Raw genomic sequence first — 22087 nt, forward strand, 5'->3', positions numbered from 1 at the left:
GTCTATGAAGATCTTCATTACCTTCGCACAAATATTGCTCATTTATCTCATTTTTCTTGCGGGGGAAGGGATTACTTACTTACTCAAGTTTCAAAAACTGCCCGGAAGTTTTGTGGGTTTGGTGATTCTGTTTTGCTTACTTAAATTTCGAGTCATCCGCTTGGAATGGGTGGAAAAAGGCGCTAAATGGTTGTTGGCGGAACTTTTGCTCTTCTTTGTCCCGCCAACCGTCGGGATTATTCAATTTCCGCAAATTTTTGGTCTAGAAGGCTTGCGAATGGTTGCTGTTGTCTGGATTAGTTTAGCTGTTGTGATGTGTATTACGGGACTTGTCGCCGAATTTTTGCAAAAGCGGAAGAAGGGAAAAGCCATATGAAGCACCTTTTGCTTGAAGCGTTGTTACTATTGCTCACCATTTTGATTTTTGTGGTGAGCAAAAAAATCAACTCCAAGATCACCCTTGTGCTTTTTTCACCCATTATTGTCACACCGCTTATGTTGATCATCATCTTGGAGTGCTTTCACATCCCCTACGGCACCTATGCTTCGGGAACCCAACTGTTAACCTATATGTTGGGTCCGGCCACGGTCGCTTTCGCTGTTCCCATGTACAAATTTCAAGATCTTCTTAAACAACATTTGAAGGAAATGATTATCAGCTTAAGCATAGGTTCATTTTTTGCCGTCATCACGTCCATTTTGCTTGCGCTTCTGTTCCGGCTAAGCAAAATCATGGTAATCAGCATTATTCCTCGTTCGGTTACCACACCGATCGCGATGGAATATGCCAAAACGCTTCACGGAAACCCTTCATTAACCGCTGTTTTTGTGATGATTACCGGCTTATCCGGCGTTGTATTGGGTCCGCTTCTCATCCGACTTCTTTCCTTGAAATCCCCCATTGCCAAAGGATTATTGATGGGAATGGGTGCACACGGCACTGGAACTTCCAAAGCGTTTGAACTGGGCGAGTTGGAAGGTACCTTTTCCAGTTTGGCCATGATCATTGGGGCCTTTATCACATTCATTTGGATTTTGTTATTACCCAATCTATCTTTCTTAATGTAATTAACCGGAAAAACGCGATTCGATCAGACAATGCATTTTTTGTTTATATCGCAAACCAATCTATACTACAATTCGGTTTATCTATATTGAATCACTATTGCCTATTATCTATTTCATTCAATCTTCCCAATAGTTTGCCAATCCCTTCTGTTATTTCTGTCATGAAGTCTTGAACAGTTGTCTCTTTAGCCAGGCGTATTCCTTGGCCCGCCCACATGGACATCCATTCAGGGCGTTGTTGTTGGGCTGCGGCTTGGCGGATTTTTTGTGTCAGGGCATGTTGATACGGGTAAGGCAAGGTTGTCGGCATCTGTTCAACCAAGTCCATCAGACGGTTATGCAATCCGCGGACGGCTTTACCCTTAATCGCTTGCGAAACGGCGGTCCGATCTTCTGAAGCTCGGAGCAACGCGTCTTTATATAAAGGGTGGGCGCCACTTTCTTTGCATGGGATAAAGGCTGTTCCCATCTGAGCGGCAGAGGCTCCCAAGGCGAAGCTGGCTACGATTCCCCTTGCATCCATGATGCCACCAGCCGCGATGATGGGAATACTGACGTGATCCGCCACTTGCGGCACTAATGCCATGGTTCCGATCAACGCTTCATGGTATGGATGCGCAAAGGTTCCGCGATGCCCTCCGGCTTCACTTCCTTGCGTGACAATCGCATCCACTCCGCTCCCTTCCAACCGGATTGCTTCAAGGACCGTTGTAGCCGTGCCGATGGTAAGAATCCCTGCCTGTTTGCATTTCTGAATCTTCTCTTTCGCCAACATCCCAAACGTAAAGCTGAAGACGGGAACACGCTCTTCTATAATAACGGCAAATTGCTCCTCAAACTGATCCTCATAAGCGCAAGTCAACTCTTCCGGCTCTATGCCCAACTCGTCACAAATGGGTTTGAGGCCGGTTTTTAGTTCAGTGCATACGTTGTTATCCGGGCTGTTATCATTTCCGGGAACAAATAAATTGACAGCAAATGGACGCGAAGTGCGCATGCGTATCTCCTTAATCTCTTCGCGCAATTTGGCTGGAGACAAATATCCGGCACCCAATGAACCCAATCCACCCGCATTGGATACAGCCGCGACTAATTCGGGTGTTGTGACCCCTCCCGCCATCGGGGCCAGAACAATCGGGTGTTGAACGGAACATAGCGAAGCAAATGTTGTTTGCTGAAACATCTTGCTACCCCCTTCTTTTCGCAAAACTAATTATATTGTAACAAAGCCGTCGCGGTCAGGCTTTGCAAAGAGAGGCACTCAAACGTATGTGCCACTCTTTGCACACTCTATCTCTCTTGTTTAAACACACTTAATTGTTCGTCCGTCCAAGCTGATTCATACACATGCAGGATCACGGCCTGTTTTAAATCCAATTGATTCGCGAAGATCAGCGGAATGAAAAATTGCTCCGTTTTGTAATAAAAGCAATAGGCCGGCCAGATTTGCTCTAATTGCTTCATGTTCATCCGGCTTGTGTTATTGAACAAGGTCCACCGTCTCGTCTTGTCGGATTCCTTGAGTCGGTCAAGATAAACCGCGCCCCGAGCCAATTTCAAGCACATCCGCCCCGAAAGGGAACGGACTAATTCATCTGCTTCGACATCGAGCTCGTTTGTTACCTTCACTCGGAACACGGGAAGATGGGTCGATTTATCAAGGGCAAAGTAGTGGTCGAATTGGCAATCTTCCACCTCAAACACACTTCTAAGCAACCGGGGCCGGATGGGGGTGGGAAAACAGGATTCTGGGATCCAGATCAGGACCCCCTCTTCTTTCTTTTTTTGTTGCTCCCATAGATGGACGATGATATAGCTGGTTTCATTCATTGTCATCAGAGAGAGGGGATATAAAGACCATTTGCTATTCTTTTTGCATTGTCGCTTCTTCGGTGGATCATAAGAATCAAGTTGGATAAATTGCCGTTTAAGCCAATCGCATTGCCGCAGCAACAAGAATAGTTGCGTGATTTGTTCTGGCCCTTGCTTGTCTGCTAGCTGTGTTAAATGATGGGACAGCTCGGGAAACCCCCATTCTTGCCAAAGAGTCGCCTGCTCGGCGATCTCCTGCATTTCCAAACGGGCGTGCTGTAAACCGGAGGCCAACAGAAACAGGAGTTGCTCTTCTAACTGTTCGATTAGCCTAACCATCTGTGTCATCGATTCCCTCCTCACCATTTCATCATGGGCCAAGTGTAGAGATACCGTGCATGCGTAGGAGAATCCAACGGAATAAAGGAGAGAACAGACAAAACCGGCTGATCGGTTAACAGGAGTTTGCCAAATAGCAACCCATCAGCAAACTCTTTGACCAGACGTTTCAAGCCACCTCTACTTTTTTCGGCAACACGCAACATGCGATGCTGTTGATCAATCGCATATACAACGTTTCCCGCTTGCACCAACAGCTTCGGATGAATCAGGGCACAAATCTCTTCTTGCGGGAATAAAGAGGAAGCTTGCTCTTGCAACTGAGTTAGCAGAGGTTGAAAAGAAGAAACCGCATAGGGCACCAACCGATCTAAATCGGTGTGCGTCAGTGTGCGCTGCCGGAAGGATTCCAGCTTGATTCGGCGTGGTTCCTGACCTGGATAGAGATAAGCTGAATCCGCTTCAAGCACTTGAAAGTAAGATGCCTTGGAAGATATGTTCATTTTTTGCGGGGTAATCTGCTTCTCCGCAAATAACGTTCCTTGATTCAAATCGATTAACATACTCGTCTCCACGATGAAGCCGGAAGTCAGGAGTTGGCGTTCATACCCCAACTCTACCAAGTTCAACCCGGATACTCGCTCCAGCTCTGTTTTGCGCCAAGTTTTTCCGACGAGCTCATCTAGCAAAACAGGGTTCTTTAAACCGTCTTGCAGATGTTTGCGGATCGCCGCTACGGTAAACCAAGCGTCGCTTAACAAACGGGCGATTTCGATTTGGTTCGTCGGGTGAAAATGCAACTCTTCTTTTAACGAGGTAAGAATATTACCCAGACGCCGGAGTTTATACGACTTCACAAACTCAGACAATTCAGCGAAAGTAGCGATACTTTGTTCGCTGACCATACTGTATCCTTGCTGGACCAACTCCGCTACCCCCTTTTCCACCAAGTGGAGCCCCGACGAAAGCAATGCCTCTTTTTCCGCCTTCGTCTTTTTGATCCGTTTGGGCCAGTCGTTCCATATACAGTGTGGTTCCCCGAGCCCACCATTCTCCTGTTTCAACACGTTCTCCAAGTTTCCGTGTCTCCATCATCCATGCGGAAGGAATATCGATGAAAGAACAATGGGCACCCAACAAGGATCCCGTGAAAATCGCCACAAACTCAGGTGAATAATCGCATATAGGGTAATACAACCGTTCTGGTTGCGGTGAGGTTTTATATGAATAAATCGCAACGGGAAGTTGCAGATCCTCTTCCAGCAAATGCGGAATCAACGGATTGGCATCGCTGGGCCCCTCGATCAAGATATGGCTGGGGCGAATTTGGTTAATCGCCCGCTGAACGTGATAAGCGCATGACGGAGAATGGTGGCGGATCGGTAAGAAATGAATGTGACTCATAATTGCTCCTTACATGTTTGATAAAAATCGGCCCACACCTGGCCTTCGCGGTCGCGAACGACGGTTTCCACATATTCCTTGACCACATCCAAGTCCGTGTCATCCTCTTTGGATACCGCACCAAACATGCTGCGCACCACTTCTTTCATTTGGATGGAGCCGTCTCCGAAGTAAGTAGAAAGAATCGCGCTGTTGGACATCACCGAAATCAATTCGGCTGTGCTTAACACGGTGGAAGGTTTTTTGATTTGCATTTGGCGGTCGATGGTTTTCCCGCGTCGTAATTCTTGGAATACGGTAGTCATCAGGCGCACGAGGTCAGGTGGGATTTGCGCTTCCAACCCCAAGCTGAGCATCTGCTCCTTGGCTCTTTCTTCCACCAACTTCATCTCTTGTTCCAAGTCAGTGAGCACAGGAATCACCACGAAGTTAAACCGGCGTTTTAATGCGGCGCTCATGTCGTTGACCCCTTTATCCGCCGTGTTTGCCGTCGCGATGACATTAAAGCCTTTTTCCGCATTGACTACAGTGTTCAATTCGGGAATTGCGATTTGCTTCTCAGACAAGATGGAGATCATCACATCTTGTATTTGCGAATGACAACGGGTTAACTCTTCAAATCGAACAAGCTTTCCTTGTTTCATGCCATCCATCATCGGGCTTTCCACCAACGCCTCCGTTGACGGGCCTTGCGCGATCAACATCGCATAATTCCATGTGTATTTGATCTGATCTTCATTGGTGCCGGATGTCCCTTGGACAATTAATTGAGAGGTTCCCGAAATCGCAGCGGATAGGTGTTCGGATAACCAACTTTTGGCGGTTCCTGGTTCACCCGCCAACATAAGCCCGCGATCCGATGCCAAGGTGGCAATTGCTACTTGTATCAAGGATCGATCTCCCCAGTATTTGGGCCGAATGCGGATTTTCTCTCCGTCTTTGGTAACCCATTCTTCTTCGGAACCTAAAATGAAACGTTCCACCATCCGTGGTGACAGCAGCCATCCTTGCGGTTTGGGATATGTATCTGCCAATTGCAAAGCTTCCAATTCTTTTTGACAGCGAATTTCTGCAGGGTAACGAACGGCCATAAGACGGTCCCCTCTCTGTTGTATGTATCTGTTGCGCTCACTTCTCTATCATCACATACCGAACTTATGTTCGCAATACATTGTAAAGAATGTGTTTAACCTCTTCACATCGAACCTATTGCGTGCTATACTAAAACACATTAATAAACCAACTGCATAAGCAAAACCTCATCATAACTTGATGAGGTAGAGGTTGCGACTTTTAATAGTACATGGCTTGAGATCCAGAGAAGATCCATGACAGCGATGGAAAGGAAAAGTCGCCGAAGTTCTCTTGCTTTCTCTGGGCAGGGGGGCTGGGTCTGTACCCGAACAGGGGCAGAACTGTCACGTATATCGATCCGCATATGCGTGGTGCGCTATCTTCAGGAGATATGGTTATGGTGCGGTTTTAATGAGGGATGCCGTCTATAGTCAGATGGTGTTTTTTATTTTGGCCCGACTGTATTCTCCTAATTTCATTCGTGATTGGGAGGTTTTTTTATGCCTTTATCTGGTACGAGCCGCATTGACGGGCGAGGCCATCTCACCATTGGTGGGTGCGATGCGATGGAATTGGCCAAAGAGTTTGGAACACCCCTTTATGTATATGATGAGGCGTTGATCAGGCAAAATAGCCGCCGTTTTGTCGAATCATTCAAACAAAGCGGTTTTGCTTTTCAAGTCGCTTACGCCAGCAAAGCCTTTAGCTGTATCGCCATGGCACAGCTGGCCGCCGAAGAAAACCTCTCTCTGGATGTCGTGTCCAGCGGTGAGTTGTATACCGCTCTCCAAGCCGGGTTCCCTGTTGAACGCATTCACTTTCACGGCAACAATAAAACGGAAGAAGAATTGCGGATGGCCCTCGAAGCGAATGTCGGGTGTTATGTCGTGGATAACTTCTATGAAATGGAGTTGCTCCATGATCTGGCGAGCACTGCCAACAAACGCGTCAATGTGATGCTCCGTCTTACACCCGGTATCGAAGTGCACACCCATGAATACATTTCCACTGGCCAAGAAGATTCGAAATTCGGCTTCGGTGTCTCCGATGGGCAAGCCATGCAGGCGATCCAACACGCGCTGGCAAAAAAACAGTTTAACCTCCTGGGCATTCATGTGCATATCGGATCGCAAATTTTTGATACGACCGGATTTGTGCAGGCGGTTCGGATCGTCAGGGCGTTTTTGGATCGGGTGCATGAAGAGATGGGGTATGAAGTACAAGTGCTTAACTTGGGCGGTGGTTTTGGCATCTCCTATACAAGCGAAGATGATCCGGTGGCGATCGAGGCCTTTGTGGAGACTATTACCCGTGAAGTGGCGGCCACATGGGATGAACGCGACTTGCCGAGACCGGAGATCTGGATTGAACCGGGTCGCAGCATCGTGGGAAATGCGGGTACCACGCTTTATACGATCGGTTCGATCAAAGAAATTCCGGGCATTCGCACCTATGTCGCTGTGGATGGTGGCATGACAGACAATATCCGTCCCGCGCTTTATCAAGCGAAATATGACGCGCTGCTTGCCAACAAAGCGTCGTTGCCGCCGGCGGAAACGGTATCCATCGCGGGGAAGTGTTGCGAGAGCGGAGACATGCTCATCTGGGACATCGCCCTGCCCAAAGTGAATAGCGGGGATATTCTTGCTGTTTTGTCGACTGGGGCCTATGGTTATTCCATGGCGAGCAATTATAACCGCCTGCGCCGTCCTGCCGTCGTCTTCGTCCAAGATGGCGAAGCGGAATTGGTTGTGGAGCGGGAAACCTATGAAGACCTGATCCGCAAAGACCGTAAAAGAGCTGTATTATCACAAATTTAGTTTTATAAATGAGAGAAGAGCCTGTCACTTGGTCAGGTTCTTTTTTGTTTTTTAGTAAAAACATTTTCAAATTAGGGAGAATTGGCTATAGTTAATATGGATACAGGAGGGAACGTTCATGTATACACCCGTTCGCTTTTTACAAGGAGATCAGGTATATTTGCGGCCGATTAGCGTCGAAGACACGGAATTGTATTTCCGCATGTTGTTCAATAAAGAAACAAGACGCCTCACCGGGACGCAAAAATGCTTCACCAGAGAACAAGTGAGGCAGTATATTGAAGGAAAGGCCCAAGATTCGTCCGGTGTGCTCATGCTCATCGCTTTAACGGAAAACGACACCGTCATAGGTGACATTCAACTGCTTGAGATCCATCCGTTCAACCGCAGTTGCTATATCCGCATTGCGATTGACAATCAAATCCATCAAGGCAAAGGCTATGGCACCGAAGCGATGAAGCTGATGCTGGACTATGCGTTCGGTGATTTAAACTTACATCGGATTGAACTGAATGTTTATTCATACAATGAACGTGCGATTCATGTGTATGAACGGCTGGGCTTCAAAAAAGAAGGCGTTCAGCGTGATGCGTTATTCTACAATCACCAGTACCACGATTCTATCATCATGAGCATGCTTGAAGATGAATATCGCGAACGTTATGTCAATAAATAAGCGAGCCTCATTGGGGCTCGCTTATTTATTCATCATGTGGGCCTACTACTGCTGCTATGATTACAAACTATTATGATGGTCGTGGTTATAATGTAAGAGGAACGGCTTATTACGGCACCCATGCGGCATTAATTAACCACTTGTAAAGGGGGTGTCGGGTAGGGCAGGCTCCTTTCGGAGCCGTTCCCCCCCTAAGAACCGTACATACGAGTTTCCCCGTACACGGCTCAAGCCTCTTCAAACGCCCCGTTAGGGACGCGGTTTCTCAACGGTTATCCCTAAGCTGTGGACTTGGGCGTGACAATTTGGATGTAAGAGAACGCGGTTCTCTTGCAAATCGGAACCACCTAGAGATCGCCAGACAATATGGTGGCTGTGCCATCCTGTAAGTTTGGTGATCTTTTCTTTACAGACAGGGCAAATGCCCTGTTGTTCTTTCCAAAGTTGCAGAAGCTGGCGTTTTCCTTTGAGGTTGTCCACCATCTTAATGCCAAGACGTTTCTCAAAGTATAGTTCCCACGTCCTCAAAAAGGGGGATGACGTCGTCCTCCATGCGACGGATGCGAAGAAAAAACTCCGCAAACGGTTGAGGGATAAAGTGCGTCGGGAAACCAAGACGTTGAGTGACTTGATTGCATCGCATGTCAAACGTCTTTTTTAATCAAGGAAAGGGGAGGGCAAAATGGATTGGAAAGAAGCCATGAGGAGCGAGGGCTTTCAGCCCTGGCAACAAATCCATCTAAACGGGAGATAGAATTAGAGAAAGAATTGAAAGAAGACAAGGCATTGCTTGTTCACCAAGTAATGCAGATTGAGATCCTCAGAAAAAAGACCAATTGGGGCTGAAGGTAAGTTTAAGAGAGTTGGCACGAACCTTGGTGGATGAAGGGTATTCGGTCCCAAAATTACATATGCCCTTCAAATCAAACGTACCTATGGAAATGCCTTACTTAAGCAAGAACAACCTAAGAAGCGAGAAAAGACAGAAGAAGCATCGCTTCGTCAAAAGATTTTAAAGTTGTGTGGCGAGTTTCCTACGAACGGATATCGCCGTATTCGAGTATGGCTAAAAAAGTGATTTCAACTCCAGGTTAATGGCAAACGTGTTTACCGAATGATGAAGGAGTTGAATGTACTAGTTAAGACGAAGCGTTTTGAAGCCAAACGAAAAAAGCGACCAGGAAAGATTCCCGTTACTCGTTCCAATGAGCATTTTCAAGTAGATATGACAAAAGTCTGGTGTGGCAGAGATGGCTGGGGGTATTTGTTTGCGGTGATTGATGCATTTGACAGAGAAATCGTAGGCTATTCTTTCTCTCGGTTCTGCAGAACCGAGGAGCTTCTTATGGCTGTAAACCAATCTTTGAATTACCGTTTTCCTGAAGGGGTAAAAGGCAAAGGGCTAAGCATACGGAGTGATAAAACTGTCAAATGACCAGCCGACGTTATGTAAAAGCGCTGAAAGATGCTGGAATGAAGCAAGAAAGAACGGGTTACAACAATCCTGACGCTGATGCTTACATTGAGCGTTGGTTTCGTACGCTAAAAGAGGAAACGGTTTGGCTCCAAGAATATGGTTCGTTCCTGGAAGCTAAACAGGACATTGATCATTACATAGCCTTTTACAATGATGAAAGACCTCACTCAGCGCTTGGATATCTGTCACCGAATTTCGTCAATCTGTAACTTCAAACGTTGCATGATTGTCTGGACATACGGGGTTCATTAAGTCTATGCTACTATATTGGTTGCCTTTTCATTGATTATGGTAAGATCGAGATAGCCTAAGGATTTTCCTGTCATTTAGGAGGCATTTTTATGAAAATCAACCCAATCCATTCGTTTGATTTGTCATTGGATGAAATGAGGGCCATTCAGCACTCGCTCCGGCAACAGATTCGGCTTACCCCTTATCTTGGGCAGCCTCGGCTGGTGGCGGGTGTCGACTTGGCTTACTTCCCAGATAATCAACAAGCCGTAGCCGTTATTGCGATCATGGACTATGCAAGCAAACAACTAGTTGAAACCGTTCATTGCCAAGATACCGTTTCGCAAGAGTATATTCCTGGGTTTCTCGCTTTTCGCGAACTCCCTCTCTTCTTAAAAGCGTGGGAACAGGTGCAAAGCGAACCGGATCTCGTATTCTTTGACGGGAATGGCATGTTGCATCCGGAACGTGTCGGTTTGGCCACTCACGCCTCTTTTTTTATCGACAAGCCGACGATTGGCATTGCGAAAAAACACTTCATGGGAGAATATCGGGAGCCTGGGCCCGAGCGAGGAAGTATGGAGCGGATTTGGGATCAAGGTGAAATCATCGGGGCTGTGTTGCGTACACAAGATGGGGTCAAACCCATTTATGTCTCCGTAGGCAATCACGTTGACTTGCCTTTATCCCTCCGGTTAGCCCTGCACTTCGTCGGCAAAGAAAGCCGTATTCCAGAGATCATAAGGCGAGCGGATATGTTGACGAGACAAATTCGCAAACAAATGCTTGATTCACTTGAGAGTCAAAAGTAAAAACTCCCATTTTCAACTTTTCAACTCATCATCGGGCGCAGAGAAGGGTTTTCTTGCAAATCGATTTAGGCGACATCACCGTCTTCTATGAGACTTTCGGCACTGGGACGGGTTCCACATTGAATACGCAAGCCAGATCCCAGTATTGATCATAGGAGAATCCTTCTCCAGACACTTCCCTATACGCCTTCAAAATCGGTCGCTGTCTCCACGCCATATAAAAGAGCCAAGTTCAAACTCGAACAGATCCCCTTTCTTGTTTGTACAATGCTTGATTGATTTTCCCCTGACATCATTTACGTCTATCATGAAAAAAGACAGAAATTATGTCGATATAAATGACGTAATTTCTGTCTTATTGAATCCAGATTGCACCTGGTGACAGCTACGCTGGTATTACCCCACCATATTCGCTATGGGGACTATGGTGGGATTGTGTACCATCACGTAGCAGACAACTACATGACTCTTTTCAGTTTGGTATGTATGGAAATCAAAAAGGAGACAACAAAGCAACTATTTCAGCTAAAAAAACAGGAAGAAATAATTCAAGTCACAACACATTGACTGGATGCACACTCGAAGTAAGTCTCATATTACAGTTTATTCGACAGATGGCACCAAATTGAGGTTCTCCCTCTCCTCGGCGTATGTTTTTTGACACATGTGTTATACTACGCCATCTGGCATATACACACATAAGTATCTTAATGTAAAAGAGGCAGACAAACTACCTCTTTTTCGTATGGGTGAACGCAATCCCTGTCTTCGATTAGTAAGGTATTTACAATTGCTTCATTCTCTTCATTCTTTCCAGAAACATCGCTTTCAATTTACCTTTATCTATTTTTCCTGTCACAATCTTAGGTAGCGGATCTTTTACTAGAACGACATCCCCTAATTTATACCTTTCGAGTTGAGCATGCACATGATTGAGGATTTGGGATTTATCTATGATCATCCCTTCTTTGACTCGTACAAAAGCGCAAGGGAATTCACCAAAATCGGGATGTTGTACACCTACAACGCATGCCTCTTCAATTCCCTCGATCTCAAAAATCACTTTCTCTACCTCACTTGGATAAACCCCACCAAATCCACTGAAATAAATTACATCTTTGTAACGGTCAACGATCTCAATAAACCCATCAGTGTCCACTTTGGCTGCATCACCTGTCAAATAGTAGCCTTCGTGGAAAGCTTCTTTAGTGGCTTCAGGATTTTTCCAATATTCTTGGAAGATTGTATCTCCACTTACAGCCAATTCACCTATTTGTCCGATCGGAAGCTCTTTCCTCGTCTCTCGATCCAATATTTTTACCTCAGGATACAAATAAACTTTGCCTACTGTATGGCATGAATCATACCCAAATTCTGGTTTCCAACACGAGACGATTCCATTTGTTTCTGTTGCTCCATAGACTTCTAAGACCTTGAAGCCCATTTCCTCCAAATTTTTGATTGTTCGGACCGGCACCTTGCTGCCTCCAGAAATAAAACGATCTAATGAAGGCAAAAGGTAATCGCTTTGCTCAATCATCTGAACAATAATGCTTAATAACGTCGGAGGCATAAAAGTCAGGTTGATCTTCTCTTGTTCCATGATGTCCAACAATCCTTTGGGATCCAACTGGGGCAAAAATACTAGCGTGTACTTTAATAGGGGCTGGGATAACATAATGACAATTCCCGAAATGTGAAAAGTCGGTAAAGCAAGCAAGAAACGGTCACCCGGTTTATTTTCAGTCGTTCCGCTCGTCTTAATGGCACTGGCGATAAAGGCTTTATGGGTAGAAACCACTCCTTTAGGAAGCCCGGTGGTTCCCGATGTGAAAACAATGGTAATTGGATCATTTGGCTCCACTTCTATATCTGGATAGTCCATAGAATAAGTCCGCAACTCTCCTAAAAATCTTTTGGACAACTCATGATTTTCTACGATTTGTGCCGACGGGATACTATCAAGTAAGATCTTTTCTTTCACCAAAGGAGCAAATCGATCTTCATAAAGGACAAACTTCGCATCAATATGATCCAACGCCCATTCGGTCATTTCTTTTGACCACATAAAATTGAGTGGAACAGCAATAGCCCCTATTTTGGCAATGGCCATTAAGGAGATAGGAGCTGCACCATTGATGCCTACAAGGTAAGCTACCCGATCCCCTTTTTGTACTCCGTTATGTAATAAGTAGTTGGCTAACTGATTGGTTAAGATATTGTACTCTTTAAAAGTAAGCTTCATGCCAGGGCTGACAACCGCTTCCTGATTCGCATAATACTGCGAACTTGATTGCAACATTTGTCCAAGCGTTTGTGAATTCACCAAAAGATCATCACTCCTGTCTTTATGAAATAGTAAAATCATCTAAATTAATACTATGATTATAACAGAAACAATTTCCATGGGGTAAGTCCGAAATATGTTCTAAATTGGCCATAAAGAAAGAAAAATTTAAAGGTAAACGAGCGCAAAGGCCCTCCTGTTCATGATTTGATTTATTTCATGTACGGATGACAAATCATCCATAGTTAACGCTCTGCACCTCAATTGCTCACTTTATATATTGATGGGTAACAATATCAGTCCCTTTTCCTGTTTGTCTTCAACCAGGTTCAACGATCTCATTACCTTCTTTTCAATATCTCCGTTTGGTCACCAATGGGCCCAAGGAGTGAAGTTCCTTATTCTAACCTAAGCCAATCCGCCATATCCAAGCGCGTCACTGGCAAGTCATTTTCAATATCTTGGCGGGTTTGCGCTATCACTCTTGCCCGTTCCCCGGTTAATTGCGTGAAGTCGAGTTTTTGATGGTAAAATACATACATGGCAATCCGCCGGAGTTTCATAAAGACAGGTAGCCATTTCCACCAATAAGCGTCTAGATGGTGTTCCGTCTCATATCCTTTTTTGAAATGAATCAAGAAATCGGAAGCGAACTCCCGCTCTCCTTTTCCCCGCCCCGGAGGTTTGCCGAACCGGGTCAATGAGTGGTAGAGAATGATCGCTATATCGTTAATGAACCAATGGTAACAGCTATCATCAAAATCAAACGCGGTGATGCTGTTTGCCTGGATGAAGAAGTTCCGTGTATGCAGGTCGCTGTGAATTAAGCCATAACTATTGGATTCCTTAGTCAGTGAATGCAATTGGTTCATTAGTTCTTCTGCCCTTTTCAACACAAGCGTTTCAGATGGCGGAATACTTTCTTCTACCTTTAGTAAATCTTCCTCCCACCACTCCCGCCTTCGATATGGAACCGCTGGTTGATATGAACAAGAATGGGCATGCAACCATCCCGTTAACTTGCCCCACTGATAAAACAAACGCTCATTCCAATCTGCTTGTTGCGGCAAACGCCCTTTCGCCTTCTCAAATAATACGGCGGTCAACCCGTGTTCCGCTTGTTCCGCCAAGTTCCCTTCGCTGGATGGAATCACATCGGTGACAGGTCCGCCCTTTCCGGCCAGATAATGAACAAAGTCCACTTCTGCCAGCACTTCTTCAAATGACCTGCGATGCGAAGGTGTCAAACGAAGAATCATGGGATTATGATGATCTTGATATTCATAAACAGCATTTACATTACCGTCGAGCCGAATCAATCTGTTTGGATTCAAATCGTATTTCCTCGCTATTGCGGCAATGGTTTTGTAGTTTATCAGAGAAGCGATTTCTTTTTTCATCTTGCGATCCTCCTATAGTTAAGATATCATCTGGTGTTTTTTTTGGAGAATAGATTGTTTGTTTCACAAACTTGTTTGGATATTATTCTGGTTTTTGGTGCTTCCTTTCTCTCTCAAAGCGTCACAAGTGATGCGGCCCTTTTTGATTGCGAATTATTGTGAATAGACAATCTCTTGACAATGTAAATATTAATAAAGAACTAGACAAATGGGGTCAGGCAACTTGGAGGTGAACCCATCCCACCAGAAAAATTAGAACAGACGATAGAAATACTTGATGAACTCTTTAATGAAGATAAGACTAACCCGACGATAAGGCCATCTCCGACCTGTGCGCCCCCCTTTTCGCCCAAGGAGCCCACTATGCAGTTCGAAGACGCCGTCACCGCTGGCTGGGACGTCGCCACCCGGGACGAACCGCAACCCACCACCGACTACTTCGCCGCGCTGCTGGCCCGGTATCCCGATGATCCTCGGCCGCGCAGACGAAGCCGTGGCTACTGGTCCCCCAGCGACGACGACGGCCGCTCACATCCAGGCGAGTAGCCGGCTTCGCCCCTTCCCGGCGATGGACATCCTAGAACATACGAAAGGCTAATTTTCGGCGAGCATATGATTGTCTTGGACCCCGGAGCTGTGAACCTCCGGAGTTTTACATTTATTTTATATCTATCATGCCGCTTTTGCACTTGTCTGGACCTGAAAATGCACTAACAATAATACTAGCATTAGTACTAACGGAAACCTTAACCCCTATGAAAAAAATGGCACTAAACATAAATTGGATAAAACAAGTTTCCATTGCCAATCTTTCCAGAGTGGAGGGCGATAGATGTCATCGCAGTTCTTCTTCCAGAAGTTCATTTTGTATCGGAAGATTCACAAAAAAACGCCATCCTTTCTTATATCTCTAAAGAAAGAATAGCGTTTTTTCTTCTTGGTGGTATACTTTTTTCTTACCTATATGGCTATGGGGTGACTGTACATATCCATCAAGGTAAGGTTTCTTTATTACTCCAAAACGAGAAAACGGGCTATTCCATAGCAAGAATGCATTTTTTGTGTTTTGGGGATACAAACAGATCTAAATAAAAGCTAACAAGATGCCAATAAAATTCCTAGTACATACCCTGTTTTGAGTACATACCCCGTTTTGGTTACTTGAAATATTTCCATGTAAAATCCAAAGATAATATTCCAACATGTTTTTCTTTGGCATTCCAATTATCTTTTGTAGCTAATTCTGGTTTGCGGAAACAAGATAGGTTTTTATGATACCCAAACACACGACAAATTTCAGGCCTTGCCTCATAAATTCCGCATTTATCGTTATCTAAATCATAGAAAATACAGGTTCCATAATACCTATTTTGATTCTCCAGCTCTAAACGTTTTTTAAGAGGCATGGATTTAATTTTCTTTTTTATTTTCTTAAGTTCTTGCTCCGTGACAGGAACAGGCCCACAACACATTCCTTTGCATCCTTCACATGGTAGCTTCTCCACATGTATCCCCTCTGTGTATATTTAACTAACTTCATCACTCAGTTAAATAATATTTTTCAGATAAGGCTCCATTAAAGTGGTGATTTTTTATATTTCTATTCTCTATAATAACAGCTACCCGCTAGATAATCAAATAAATTATAATTATAACATAAAAAATGAAATTTGTCAATAGGCTTTTGATGGGTTCAGGCAGCCTTTCCATGCCATCAAACTATATAAAAGGATGCCTACAAAGCAGAAAAAACTTTTCCCGATGAGCGCCGATGGACAAATGTAGCGAATGGGAAAACGGTTTTGGAGCGATCGCGATTGCCATTTCTCCATCCAAAAGATGATTTTGAAATAGCTTCTAATAGGTCGCCCATATTAAATGAGAGGGAAATTAATGTTTGAAAGGAACCTTTAATCATTACTAGAAATACACCTGTTAATGATAGGAACAGTCCATACCCTAAACGTTTGTCCCATGCCTCATGCAGGAAAAGTACAGCTCCCAAGGTAATAAATACAGGAGTGGTCGCCATAATTAAAGATCCGTTAACCGCAGAGGTATATTTCAAGGCTATAAAGAAAAAAGCATTATAACTAAAAATTCCGGTAACAGCCATGAGAACTAGGCCTAACCAAAATCTTTTTAACACCTCTAAGTTCCATTCTGACCGAATTAAAACGATAACAAGTAAAATCAATCCAACTAAACCAAACCGTAGTGTTGCTGCTGTTATCGGTGATATTTCTGTAATAACATGTTTAGCCGCGCCAAAAGCACCTTCCCAAAACAGTGGAACTAACAATAACAAAAAATAGATACTTATATTACTTTTTTCAGATTGACAACCCACTTCTCTCACTGCCTTCCTATTGTCAGCTTTTAATCTATACTAATCCAGCACTCTATAAACCTCCTCCATGGGTCTTAACCAGTTTTGTTTCATGATTTGCGAGGCATTTTCCCCGTCACGTTCAGCAAAAGATTTAATAATCAATTCATGCTCTTTTAAAGAATCATTTTTTGATGTCACAGGTTGTTGTAAAAAAACGTATTTCAGACGACGGATGTGTAACTGTAGAATGGACGAAAAATGAGAAATATACGGGTTGTCGGCAATATCGAGAATTAAATAATGAAATTGTTCATCGGTTTCCATGGCTTTAATGTGTTGTTCGTTATTTATGGCTGATTCATATTGCAAGTTTATTTCTTTTAATTTTTCAATTTGGTCCACCGTAATGATTTTTGCCGCTTCTTCAGCTGCTAGAGCTTGGAGAGAAGCAAGAGGAGAATAAATTTTGAGTACGTCTTTTTTTGAAATGGTTGTTACTTTTGTTTCTTTACCAGGAAATGTTTCAACAAATCCCTGCATTTGAAGTAATTGCAAAGCTTCTCTGACCGGAGTGCGACTAATACCTAATGCCTCGGCTATTTCTCCATCATACAGCTTTTCACCTGGCGTAAGAGTTCCATCAATGATCCACCGTTGTAGTTGGTTAAAAGCCTTTTCTTTTGCAGACATTCGTATAGGTGATGAAAAATCTTTTGGTATCGGCATGGAATATAAACACCCCATATTTTAGATTTATCAGAAATATATCGCATATATATTCAAAAGTCAAATTTTTAATTGGGGTGGAACCGTGCGGATACGCGGTGGGTCTTGCGTGAGGGGAAAGGGACGAAGATTTATTCGCTGAGACAATGGCCGGGCTGATTTATTTACTTTTGATTCGATCATATATTTAGTCTGTCATATTGATACATTGTTCTGAAGGCCACGGCGCTTACGTTCTATCTTGACGTGATTTCTGTTTGCCCGCAAGAATGGACTTTTTCGTTCTTGTGAGTTATTCTAACAGGGCGGATACCGCAATTCGCCGGGGGGGATTTGGCATATTGCCCCATTCATTGCCGCTACCTCCTCGCTGAATATCGCACCTTCGCCTTCCAGATAATAAATCAGATATAACAAAGGAGCTTGACCACAATGGCTTACTTCGCCGCGATCTTACATATGGAAAATCCCGAAAAAAACCAAACATATCGTCCACACCACTTGGCCTATTTGGAAGAACTTGAACAACAAGGGAAGATTTTCGCCAAAGGACCCTTCATCGATGGCGCGGGCGGCATGGTGATTTACATTGCTGATTCATTGGAAGAAGCCAAGGAATTGGCTGAGAAAGACCCTTACGTCATTGAGGGGGTCCGTCGTCTGGAACTGCATGAATGGAAGATGGTTCGAGCTTAAATGATTTTTTTGATATTGACGGAACATTGCTTGACCATGATCAGGCCGAAATGAGAGGAGGAGCGTTTGACTTCTTACAACATCGTCAGAAGAGGCACGCTCCTCCCATGGACACTCTTATTGCGCATTGGCAAACACCGCGAACAAATGAAAGAGATCCGTTGACTGAACAGAAAGCGGACGAACAATTTGATCTATACTTGACATGCTATCTGTCTCATCACTGACTTCAGAAAGGTTATTCAGTGTGATTGTCGCAGTAAATGTGCATCGCCTCTTTCATAAATGCAGCCAAGCCTTTGGCGTATTTATCGATATTGGCGGTAAAGCGCTCATCGGCAACGTACATGTCGCCAAGTCCCCGAAAAATCTCAAGCGTACACGGATAAAAGTTATCGGAAATATGCTGTCTCCAAGCGCCGATCACCTGCTGAACCTCTGGGGCCGCAGGGTCTTTATCCATGTAAGTCACCAACTTCTTATAAATTTCATCACTACGGGCCATGATACGGGCCCACTCCTTCTCAGAATGCTTTGACAGTTCCCCCATGGCGTCAACACCGTACCGTACTCTGATTTCTTCTGCATACTTCTTCTGATGCTCTTCAATCTCTTTCATATCGAAGCCATCGAATAAGTCTTGTTTGCTCATTTGGATTTCTCCTTCCATGGAATCGATGGTTCGTTCCAACGTTCTGATCATTTCCTCAAGCCGCTTCTTCTTCTGAAGGAGTAGCTCCTTGTGCGTCAGCAAAGCCTGTTTACGGTCAAATTGCGGACTGTCCAAAATCTCTTTAATTTCCTGCAGATGGAACCCGATCTCCTTAAAAAACAAAAACTTCCTTGACCAGATAAGGCATTTTCATCACCTCCTGCCTTTAGCTTAGGGGATAACGTAACGTCAGAGTCAACACGTTTTTTCATGGCAATAAAGGGTCAATGGCTAGCCTTAGCCATTGACCCTTTTCCCTTGTTTGGCGACTTCTCTCAATGCCGCCATATCTCCACTCATTTGCATGATCTCATCTGAAAACAGCTTTTAATCCCTTTTGCCGAATTCTTAATAAATCGCACCCCTGTATGGCCAGAGATGGGATACTTCTCATTCGGAGTTGGAACCGCACAAACCACTTCATTCATCAATGTGCTTCCGGCGAGGACGGACCCTCCATCGGTTGCTTGGCCGACAGGCGATACAATGGCAGGATCGTAAGCATGCCCACTACGAACAGAAATGCCGCGATCTCATACATCACCACGACAGACCACATGTTTTTGAGCGGGCCGGCAATGCTCATGGTCACTACCATGGCGCCAGTAAATAAAGGGCTCAAAATCCCATTGACCCGACCGACAAACGATTCTTCCGAATTCTGCAAGATCATCGTATTGATCCCGATCTGGATCATTGGCAACACCAGACCGGTTATCAATTGAGCCAACAATGTCAACCACAAGACCGTAGACAATCCTGAAATGGCCATCCCCAACGCGCTGACGAGCATGCCCAACATCAACAGCTTCTGTGGGGCTGCGGTTTTGGCAAAGCTCATGGCGATCCCGCCTCCCAAGATCATGCCCAATCCGTTTGCGGTCATCAGCCATTGCAGTTGTTCTTTCGGCAAGCCCAACTGTTCAGTCACAAGGAAAATCCCCATTGGTTGGATCAAGCCCAACGCCAGTCCTGCCGCAAAAAAACAGGCTCCGAGTAATGTGAGCACCCGTTTGGACAGTACATATCGAATGCCGTCCATCATTTCTTGAAGCAAGGATGTCTTTGTTTTATCCTCGTCCGATAAGCGATCTTCCGGCAAGAAGAACAGCACCGCCGCCGATAACAAGAAGGAGATTCCCATCATACCAATCGCCACATCGATTCCCCATTGCTGATAAACGAAGGTGCCCAGCACAGGACCCAGGATCATGAAGACGGCAAACATTGTCTGATATATCGACATTCCCATCTGAATCAGCTCTTCCGGCACATGCATTTTAAACAGCTTCATGCCCGACGGCTGGGAAAATTGAGACAAGATGGCCGATACGAGCGTGGCAAAAAACACGGCTTTCCATGTGCCGAACACAAGTGCGAGCAGCACCGCAAAAATGGATGCGGCACTCAAAAGATCGCACCAAATCATGGTTCGTTTGGGTCTCCAACGGTCAGCGAAGGTGCCGCCAATAAAGGAAAAGATAAATATCGGGGCAAATTCGGCCACGGAAATCATGGATACCGCAAAAGCATCCCCATGCGTTTTGTCCATCACAAACAACAATACCGCGAAATTCCGAACCCAGACGCCAATCTGCAAAAACAAACCAGACAACAGGATGACCTGAACAAATCGATTCTTAAATAAACCGGACATGTTGGGAGACATGTGTTTTTTCTTTTGTTCGTGCATGGATTTTCCCCCTACCCTCTTGAGTGATCACGACTATTCCATCCATCTCCGCCTCTTCATGCAAAAAGCCGTGAATGCAGTTGCACCCACGGCTAATCAAGCAGATTCTATGCCGACCGAGAAAGGGGAGAATCTGACAAGACGGAAATAAACCTCATTACATGGGTACACTTTAACAGAGCATAAGAAAGGGTACCGACGACCGCTTTCCACCCTCCACCTGCCTGCTTTTCATGCAAACAGCGTCTGCATTCAATTTCTTCTCTTTGCAAAAAGAGAGTTAGAATACAAACAAAGTGCCCATGTTAGAGATTAATACCACCTTTCTCCAATTTGAATACCCTTGTATTTTAACATATCCGTCAATCTCTGTCAAATCATTTCTGAATCTTTTTGTTTGTCACCAATTGCCGATACAACGCTGGTTAAACCGTCATAATCAAAAAACGAGACTTAGTACATTCTGAGTCTCGCTCCTTTGTTTATCCCCACAATCCCCAGGTTCTTGTATTATGTCTCCTTTTCACCTTCGTTTGCGTGGAGAAGATACTTCGAGCTTCTCAACAGATAATGATAACACATTCATCCAAGGTTCCGCTGCCGATGAAACGGCCTGGCAAGAAACGGTGACGGATACCATTGCCGTACACAGGGAATTGGTTCACCTGCTAAGTTCCATGGCAGACGAAAAGTTTGATGAGTTCCTGCCCGCTTTGCCCATCTGGGAGCAAGTAACCAACATTGCCCTGCATGACGCCTATCATACGGGACAGATCGTCTAATTGCGCAAATTGCAAGGTTCATGGCCGGAAAGACGCGAAATGTAACAAATAGGACCTCCTAACCGTTTCTCTTCCTCAATATACAACCAACCTAGGGGCTTGGGCTTGTCCATTCCCCTAGGTTGGTTAACGGGTTGAATCTATCTCACAATAAACTTCACTTTGGTCCCATCTGGATACGGTTCCACCTGATTTCCCACCCAAGCCCCGGCACCCCGGTTATCGGAAGGAGAAATGTAACGGATATCCGCACCATAACCTCCCTCTAAACACATCGCCATCGGCCACTCATCACGGTCATATCCTTCACGGGTCGGCCATCCTTCAAGAGATTGCTCACGACGTTCATCCGCGCCATCCCGATCAATCGTGCACACCTCAGGGTGTCCCGCCGCAATCGCATCACGGATATGATCTCCCGTTTCGGGATAACGACTGAGCGGAAAATACAATACCACATCATACTCGCCGGCAGCTTGAATGGGCTGCGGCACAAACATCGCCAAAACCAAAACCATGATTAACAGGGAACGACAAAGCAGCCTGTACATGATGTAATACACTCCCCATCAAATAACATTTTAATAACAAATAAAACTATAACTTGATCCGATTGATTTTATACTAATTTATTATTAGAAAATAGTAAAGATTAAGTTTTCGTCAGAATGATTATATTTAGTAGAGTAGGGAACTGAAACTTTTGGCGACCTTTCGGGTCGCCTTACTCATTTCAACTCCCCCTC

At 44.8% G+C, this 22087-nt stretch carries 25 protein-coding genes and 1 riboswitch; of the genes, 11 read left to right on the plus strand and 14 right to left on the minus strand.

Annotation, left to right across the window (positions count from 1 at the left end; translation table 11 throughout):
* The first annotated feature begins 4 nt into the window (after nt 1-4).
* Together ACFQNG_RS15725 and ACFQNG_RS15730 are read left to right on the plus strand one after the other, a co-directional pair.
* Nucleotides 5-376 (plus strand): CidA/LrgA family protein, encoded by a 372-nt coding sequence (locus tag ACFQNG_RS15725; RefSeq protein WP_379866467.1) that lies wholly within the window; start codon nt 5-7, stop codon nt 374-376.
* The gene (locus tag ACFQNG_RS15730) at nt 373-1068 is read left to right on the plus strand and encodes an LrgB family protein (RefSeq protein WP_379866469.1); all 696 of its coding nucleotides are present in this window, start codon (nt 373-375) and stop codon (nt 1066-1068) included. Before ACFQNG_RS15725 ends, ACFQNG_RS15730 begins: the two co-directional genes overlap by 4 nt.
* 94 nt (nt 1069-1162) lie before the next feature.
* Here the strand turns inward: ACFQNG_RS15730 and ACFQNG_RS15735 are convergent, their stop codons facing one another.
* The 5 genes from ACFQNG_RS15735 to ACFQNG_RS15755 form a co-directional block, all read right to left on the minus strand.
* Nucleotides 1163-2251 carry an NAD(P)H-dependent flavin oxidoreductase gene (locus ACFQNG_RS15735; RefSeq protein ID WP_379866471.1) on the minus strand — a complete coding sequence of 363 codons (1089 nt, stop codon included), beginning with the start codon at nt 2249-2251 and terminating at the stop codon, nt 1163-1165.
* Nucleotides 2252-2358: 107 nt separating this feature from the next.
* Nucleotides 2359-3228, minus strand: coding sequence for a hypothetical protein (locus ACFQNG_RS15740; RefSeq protein ID WP_379866473.1), 870 nt, complete (start codon nt 3226-3228; stop codon nt 2359-2361).
* Between the two features lie 11 nt (nt 3229-3239).
* Nucleotides 3240-4145: a hypothetical protein gene (locus ACFQNG_RS15745; protein WP_379866475.1), complete on the minus strand. Its 906-nt coding sequence runs from the start codon at nt 4143-4145 to the stop codon at nt 3240-3242.
* A complete protein-coding gene (locus ACFQNG_RS15750) occupies nt 4090-4623 on the minus strand; it encodes a DUF5682 family protein (RefSeq protein WP_379866477.1) in 534 nt (177 codons plus the stop codon). The genes ACFQNG_RS15745 and ACFQNG_RS15750 overlap by 56 nt, the downstream gene beginning before the upstream one ends.
* Entirely contained in the window at nt 4620-5714 is a 1095-nt protein-coding gene (locus ACFQNG_RS15755; protein ID WP_379866479.1) for an ATP-binding protein, read from the minus strand. Before ACFQNG_RS15755 ends, ACFQNG_RS15750 begins: the two co-directional genes overlap by 4 nt.
* Nucleotides 5715-5893: 179 nt before the next feature.
* Nucleotides 5894-6084, plus strand: a riboswitch (Lysine riboswitch).
* A 113-nt stretch (nt 6085-6197) separates the two neighbouring features.
* Here ACFQNG_RS15755 and lysA point away from each other — a divergent pair.
* Both lysA and ACFQNG_RS15765 read left to right on the plus strand, forming a co-directional pair.
* On the plus strand, nt 6198-7517 hold the full coding sequence (lysA, locus tag ACFQNG_RS15760) for a diaminopimelate decarboxylase (RefSeq protein WP_379866481.1): 1320 nt from the start codon (nt 6198-6200) through the stop codon (nt 7515-7517).
* A 118-nt stretch (nt 7518-7635) separates the two neighbouring features.
* Nucleotides 7636-8193 (plus strand): GNAT family N-acetyltransferase, encoded by a 558-nt coding sequence (locus ACFQNG_RS15765; protein WP_379866483.1) that lies wholly within the window; start codon nt 7636-7638, stop codon nt 8191-8193.
* 249 nt (nt 8194-8442) lie between these two features.
* On the opposite strand, the gene ACFQNG_RS15770 is transcribed toward ACFQNG_RS15765, so the two are convergent.
* Nucleotides 8443-8676 (minus strand): HNH endonuclease, encoded by a 234-nt coding sequence (locus ACFQNG_RS15770; RefSeq protein ID WP_379866513.1) that lies wholly within the window; start codon nt 8674-8676, stop codon nt 8443-8445.
* Between the two features lie 204 nt (nt 8677-8880).
* On the opposite strand from ACFQNG_RS15770, the gene ACFQNG_RS15775 reads away from it, so the two are divergent.
* The 4 genes from ACFQNG_RS15775 (at nt 8881) to ACFQNG_RS15790 (ending at nt 10713) form a co-directional block, all read left to right on the plus strand.
* Nucleotides 8881-9039 carry a hypothetical protein gene (locus ACFQNG_RS15775; RefSeq protein WP_379866485.1) on the plus strand — a complete coding sequence of 53 codons (159 nt, stop codon included), beginning with the start codon at nt 8881-8883 and terminating at the stop codon, nt 9037-9039.
* A gap of 268 nt (nt 9040-9307) precedes the next feature.
* Entirely contained in the window at nt 9308-9628 is a 321-nt protein-coding gene (locus ACFQNG_RS15780) for a DDE-type integrase/transposase/recombinase (protein WP_379866487.1), read from the plus strand.
* Nucleotides 9625-9879, plus strand: a complete 255-nt coding sequence (locus tag ACFQNG_RS15785) for an integrase core domain-containing protein (protein WP_379866489.1) — start codon at nt 9625-9627, stop codon at nt 9877-9879. Before ACFQNG_RS15780 ends, ACFQNG_RS15785 begins: the two co-directional genes overlap by 4 nt.
* A 132-nt stretch (nt 9880-10011) precedes the next feature.
* Nucleotides 10012-10713 carry an endonuclease V gene (locus ACFQNG_RS15790; RefSeq protein WP_379866491.1) on the plus strand — a complete coding sequence of 234 codons (702 nt, stop codon included), beginning with the start codon at nt 10012-10014 and terminating at the stop codon, nt 10711-10713.
* A gap of 784 nt (nt 10714-11497) precedes the next feature.
* Here the strand turns inward: ACFQNG_RS15790 and ACFQNG_RS15795 are convergent.
* Together ACFQNG_RS15795 and ACFQNG_RS15800 are read right to left on the minus strand one after the other, a co-directional pair.
* The gene (locus ACFQNG_RS15795) at nt 11498-13039 is read right to left on the minus strand and encodes a class I adenylate-forming enzyme family protein (protein WP_379866493.1); all 1542 of its coding nucleotides are present in this window, start codon (nt 13037-13039) and stop codon (nt 11498-11500) included.
* A gap of 359 nt (nt 13040-13398) precedes the next feature.
* Nucleotides 13399-14400 (minus strand): phosphotransferase enzyme family protein, encoded by a 1002-nt coding sequence (locus tag ACFQNG_RS15800; RefSeq protein ID WP_379866495.1) that lies wholly within the window; start codon nt 14398-14400, stop codon nt 13399-13401.
* Nucleotides 14401-14763: 363 nt separating this feature from the next.
* Between ACFQNG_RS15800 and ACFQNG_RS15805 the strand changes: the two genes are divergently transcribed.
* On the plus strand, nt 14764-14946 hold the full coding sequence (locus tag ACFQNG_RS15805; RefSeq protein ID WP_379866497.1) for a hypothetical protein: 183 nt from the start codon (nt 14764-14766) through the stop codon (nt 14944-14946).
* Nucleotides 14947-15557: 611 nt separating this feature from the next.
* Here the strand turns inward: ACFQNG_RS15805 and ACFQNG_RS15810 are convergent.
* The 3 genes from ACFQNG_RS15810 to ACFQNG_RS15820 all read right to left on the minus strand — a co-directional run bounded on the left by ACFQNG_RS15810 (nt 15558) and on the right by ACFQNG_RS15820 (nt 17458).
* Nucleotides 15558-15905 carry a YkgJ family cysteine cluster protein gene (locus ACFQNG_RS15810; RefSeq protein ID WP_379866499.1) on the minus strand — a complete coding sequence of 116 codons (348 nt, stop codon included), beginning with the start codon at nt 15903-15905 and terminating at the stop codon, nt 15558-15560.
* 230 nt (nt 15906-16135) lie between these two features.
* Nucleotides 16136-16759 (minus strand): DMT family transporter, encoded by a 624-nt coding sequence (locus ACFQNG_RS15815; protein WP_379866501.1) that lies wholly within the window; start codon nt 16757-16759, stop codon nt 16136-16138.
* 30 nt (nt 16760-16789) lie between these two features.
* Nucleotides 16790-17458 carry a GntR family transcriptional regulator gene (locus ACFQNG_RS15820; RefSeq protein WP_379866503.1) on the minus strand — a complete coding sequence of 223 codons (669 nt, stop codon included), beginning with the start codon at nt 17456-17458 and terminating at the stop codon, nt 16790-16792.
* A gap of 432 nt (nt 17459-17890) precedes the next feature.
* Here ACFQNG_RS15820 and ACFQNG_RS15825 point away from each other — a divergent pair, with 432 nt between their 5' ends.
* A complete protein-coding gene (locus ACFQNG_RS15825; protein WP_379866505.1) occupies nt 17891-18154 on the plus strand; it encodes a YciI family protein in 264 nt (87 codons plus the stop codon).
* A gap of 238 nt (nt 18155-18392) precedes the next feature.
* Here ACFQNG_RS15825 and ACFQNG_RS15830 read toward each other — a convergent pair whose 3' ends face one another.
* A complete protein-coding gene (locus ACFQNG_RS15830; RefSeq protein ID WP_379866507.1) occupies nt 18393-18989 on the minus strand; it encodes a MerR family transcriptional regulator in 597 nt (198 codons plus the stop codon).
* A gap of 304 nt (nt 18990-19293) precedes the next feature.
* Nucleotides 19294-20559 (minus strand): MFS transporter, encoded by a 1266-nt coding sequence (locus ACFQNG_RS15835; protein ID WP_379866509.1) that lies wholly within the window; start codon nt 20557-20559, stop codon nt 19294-19296.
* Between the two features lie 512 nt (nt 20560-21071).
* On the opposite strand from ACFQNG_RS15835, the gene ACFQNG_RS15840 reads away from it, so the two are divergent.
* Entirely contained in the window at nt 21072-21341 is a 270-nt protein-coding gene (locus ACFQNG_RS15840) for a hypothetical protein (protein ID WP_379866511.1), read from the plus strand.
* A gap of 140 nt (nt 21342-21481) precedes the next feature.
* Here the strand turns inward: ACFQNG_RS15840 and ACFQNG_RS15845 are convergent, their stop codons facing one another.
* Entirely contained in the window at nt 21482-21859 is a 378-nt protein-coding gene (locus ACFQNG_RS15845) for a sporulation protein (protein ID WP_379866515.1), read from the minus strand.
* Nucleotides 21860-22087 lie beyond the last annotated feature (228 nt).

Source organism: Laceyella putida, from assembly GCF_042665195.1.
In the GTDB taxonomy this organism is placed as follows: Bacteria; Bacillota; Bacilli; order Thermoactinomycetales; family Thermoactinomycetaceae; genus Laceyella; species Laceyella putida.